At 64.6% G+C, this 3,392-nt stretch carries 1 protein-coding gene and 2 pseudogenes; 2 read left to right on the forward strand and 1 reads right to left on the reverse strand.

What is annotated here, in order from left to right; genetic code table 11:
* Positions 1 to 1,507, forward strand: a pseudogene (locus AC1DY5_RS48035) (error-prone DNA polymerase family protein); the annotation flags it as partial.
* Here the strand turns inward: AC1DY5_RS48035 and AC1DY5_RS48040 are convergent.
* Positions 1,504 to 2,565, reverse strand: a pseudogene (locus tag AC1DY5_RS48040) (Tn3 family transposase); the annotation flags it as partial. The pseudogenes AC1DY5_RS48035 and AC1DY5_RS48040 overlap by 4 nt on opposite strands.
* Positions 2,566 to 2,757: 192 nt before the next feature.
* On the opposite strand from AC1DY5_RS48040, the gene AC1DY5_RS48045 reads away from it, so the two are divergent.
* Positions 2,758 to 3,392: IS6 family transposase (locus AC1DY5_RS48045; protein WP_478121401.1), on the forward strand; the 635-nt coding region annotated here is incomplete at its 3' end.

Below are 3,392 nucleotides of genomic sequence, written 5' to 3' on the forward strand. Positions count from 1 at the left end.
GGTCCAGGACGTGCTCACGGCGGTGCGCATCGGCAAGACCGTGGCGACCGCGGGCTTCGCGCTGCAGGCCAATACCGAGGCGTACCTGCGTGGCCGCGCGGCGCTGATGGACCAGGTGCCCGGCGAGTGGATGGAGGAGACCGTGCGTGTTGCGAGCTTGTGCACGTTCTCGCTGGAGGAGCTGAAGTACGAATACCCGCGCGAGGTCGTTCCTGAAGGTGAGACGCCGGCGTCGCACCTGCGCAAGCTCACTTACGAAGGCGCACACCGCCGGTACCCGAATGGGCTGCCCGACAAGGTGCGCAACCAGATCGAGCACGAGCTCAAGATCATTGCCCAACTCGAGTACGAGAGCTACTTCCTGACGGTGGCCGACATCGTGCACTGGGCGCGCGACCGCAACATCCTCTGCCAGGGCCGAGGCTCGGCCGCCAACAGCGCGGTCTGCTACTGCCTCGAGGTCACGAACGTCGATCCCGACCGCATGAGCGTGCTCTTCGAACGCTTTATCTCAGTCGAACGCAAGGAGCCGCCTGACATCGACGTCGACTTCGAGCACCAGCGGCGCGAGGAGGCGATGCAGTACATCTACGACAAGTATGGGCGCGATCGCGCGGCCCTCACCGCCGTGGCCACCACGTACCGCACGAAGTCGGCGCTGCGCGATGTGGGCAAGGCCATGGGCGTCGATGCGGACAAGATCGACCGCCTGGCCAGCACGGCCTACGGCACCGACGAGAAGTGGATCAGCGAGGCGTGCCTGCTCGAAAACGAAATCGACCCGGCCGACCCAACGGTGGTGCACTGGCTCACGCTCGCCGACACGATCCGCGGCTTCCCGCGCCATCTGAGCCAGCACCCGGGCGGCTTTGTGATCGGCCGCGATAAGATCAGTCGCCTGGTGCCGGTCGAGAACGCCGCTATGGACAACCGCAGCATCATCCAGTGGGACAAGGACGATCTCGATTCGACCGGACTCATCAAGGTCGACATCCTCGCGCTGGGCATGCTCACCGCCATCCACCGCGCGCTCGACCTGGCCGGCGAGAAGGCCGGCGGCCCGCCTATGCGCATGCAGGATGTTCCGGCAGAGGACCCGGCCACCTACGAGATGATCTGCAGGGCCGACACCGTGGGCGTCTTCCAGATTGAGTCGCGCGCCCAAATGAGCATGCTTCCGCGCATGCAGCCGCGCACCTTCTACGACTTGGTCATCCAGGTTGCGATCGTGCGACCGGGCCCGATCCAAGGTGGCATGGTCCACCCTTACCTGCGTCGCCGCATGGGCGAGGAGGAGGTGACCTACCCGAGCGAGGAAAACAAGCAGGCAACGGAACGCACGCTTGGCATCCCGCTCTTCCAAGAGCAGGTCATGGCTATCGCGATGGTTGCCGCCGACTTCACCGCCGGCGAGGCTGACCAGCTGCGACGGGCAATGGGTGCGTGGCGCAAGCGCGGCGGCCTGGAAGTGCACCAGCGCAAGCTCATCGAACGGATGCTAAAGCGGAAGTTGATGTGTCCGAAGTGGGCCGGCCCAATGCGGCGCAGCCGATCGTCTTCGATAACAGCGCCATTCTTGCGCAGGCTATCGACTACGCTGTTCATGCGACCCGTGTTCCATGCCAGCACGATGTTGGTCAGCAGCGCATGCGAGCCAGAGATCGCCACCATCTCGTCGCGCCGCCGGCCCCGCTCGGGCGCCACCTTGCCGGTGTAGATCGCCCGCTGCAACTGGTGGACCGACTCACCGCGGTTGAGCAGCGTGTGGATCTCTCGGCGAAACTCGTCGATGGCCAGGTAGTCGCATAGAAGGAGGGTGCGCAGGAGTCGTCCCAGATGCTCGGCCGCGCGGTGCAGAGGATCTCCGATTGCTGCCGAGCCAAGGCGCTCGATCGCCAGCGCCGCCGATACCTTGCCCGCACGGATCGAAGCGGCAAGTCGCAGCAAGTCGTCCCAGCCGCGCTCGATCGCCGAGAGCGATACCCGTCGGACGGTCACCGCCTCGAGCGCCTCGGGTACCGGCCAGCCACGGGGCATGAACAACTTGCGCTCACTCAGATTGCGCAGCCGCGCGCACAGGTCGAACCCAAGGAGTTTGGCGATGGCCATCGCGACGCTCGTGAAACCGTGAGTGTCGACCGCGATCAGGGAGATCCGGATGCGATCGTCGGTGCGGTTCTGCAGTTCGACGCCTTCGACAGCTACGCCGGCCTGGCGCTCATTGAGCACGATGGGCTGGTCATAGAAGATGCCCCACCGGTCGCGCACGTGGGTGTAGATACCGGCGGCATAGGTGCGGCGCCGCGGATCGACGCGCGACGTCCAAAGGTGGCGGCTTGCATCCAGTGCCATCATGTCCGCCGAACCCTTCTCTCCGTCGCCCCAGAGCGAGGCGATGGGTACCCGACTCTGGAACTGCGCGACGCATTCGTTGGCCCGGCGCAGCCTGCCAGGCTGCTCGAGCGCGCGCATCGCCGCCGCGATCTGCGCCACATCGATCCCAGGGATCATGGTGCTGACGCCCTTGGCGTCATTGTCGGTGCCGTGGGCGAGGAGTGCGCCGTACAGGGCGAACGGAAGGGCAGGCGAACGGTTTTCGGGACTCCTTGACCGACACCACCTTCGGGCTACGCGCCTCCGATGCCGACAGTCACCTTGCCAGTGCCGGAGCAATTCTCGCAGGGGCGGCGTTCTGGGGTTCTGGTGCAAACCGTGCCGCGGTGTAGGCTACCCGGTTTGTGCACCCCGGGCAGGTCGATGGCGAAGAAGGTTCAAAGCATGGACGAACTGTTCAAGGGCCGGCACTTCGAGCGAGAGATCATCGTTCTGTGCGTTCGCTGGTACCTGCGATTCAAGCTGAGCTTGCGCGACCTGGTGGAGATGATGGCCGAGCGCGGCCTGGCCTTGGCCCACACGACGATCATGCGATGGGTGCAGCGCTTCGTGCCCGAGTTCGAGAAGCGCTGGAATCGATTCGCTCGCCAAGCCGGTCGTTCGTGGCGCGTCGACGAAACCTACGTGAAAATCCGCGGCATATGGACCTACCTGTACCGGGCTGTTGATCGCGAGGGCCAGACCGTGGATTTTCGCTTGAGCGCCAATCGAGATGTGAGAGYGGCCAAGGCATTCTTCCGCAAGGCGCTGAAGACTCAAGGGCGACCTCCGGTGAGCATCACGCTCGATGGCTACGCTGCCTCGCATCGCGCGGTGCGAGAACTTCCCGAGCAGAGCTCTCGCTGGAAAGACACTCGGCTGCGATCGTCTCGATACTTGAACAATATGGTCGAGCAGGACCATCGAGGCGTGAAGTTGCGCATCAAGCCCATGCTCGGCTTCAAGGTCTTCGATCGCGCGGCCGTGACGATCGCCGGCGTCGAGCTGCTGCATCGCAT

Source organism: Variovorax sp. P4_D9 (assembly GCF_056401695.1).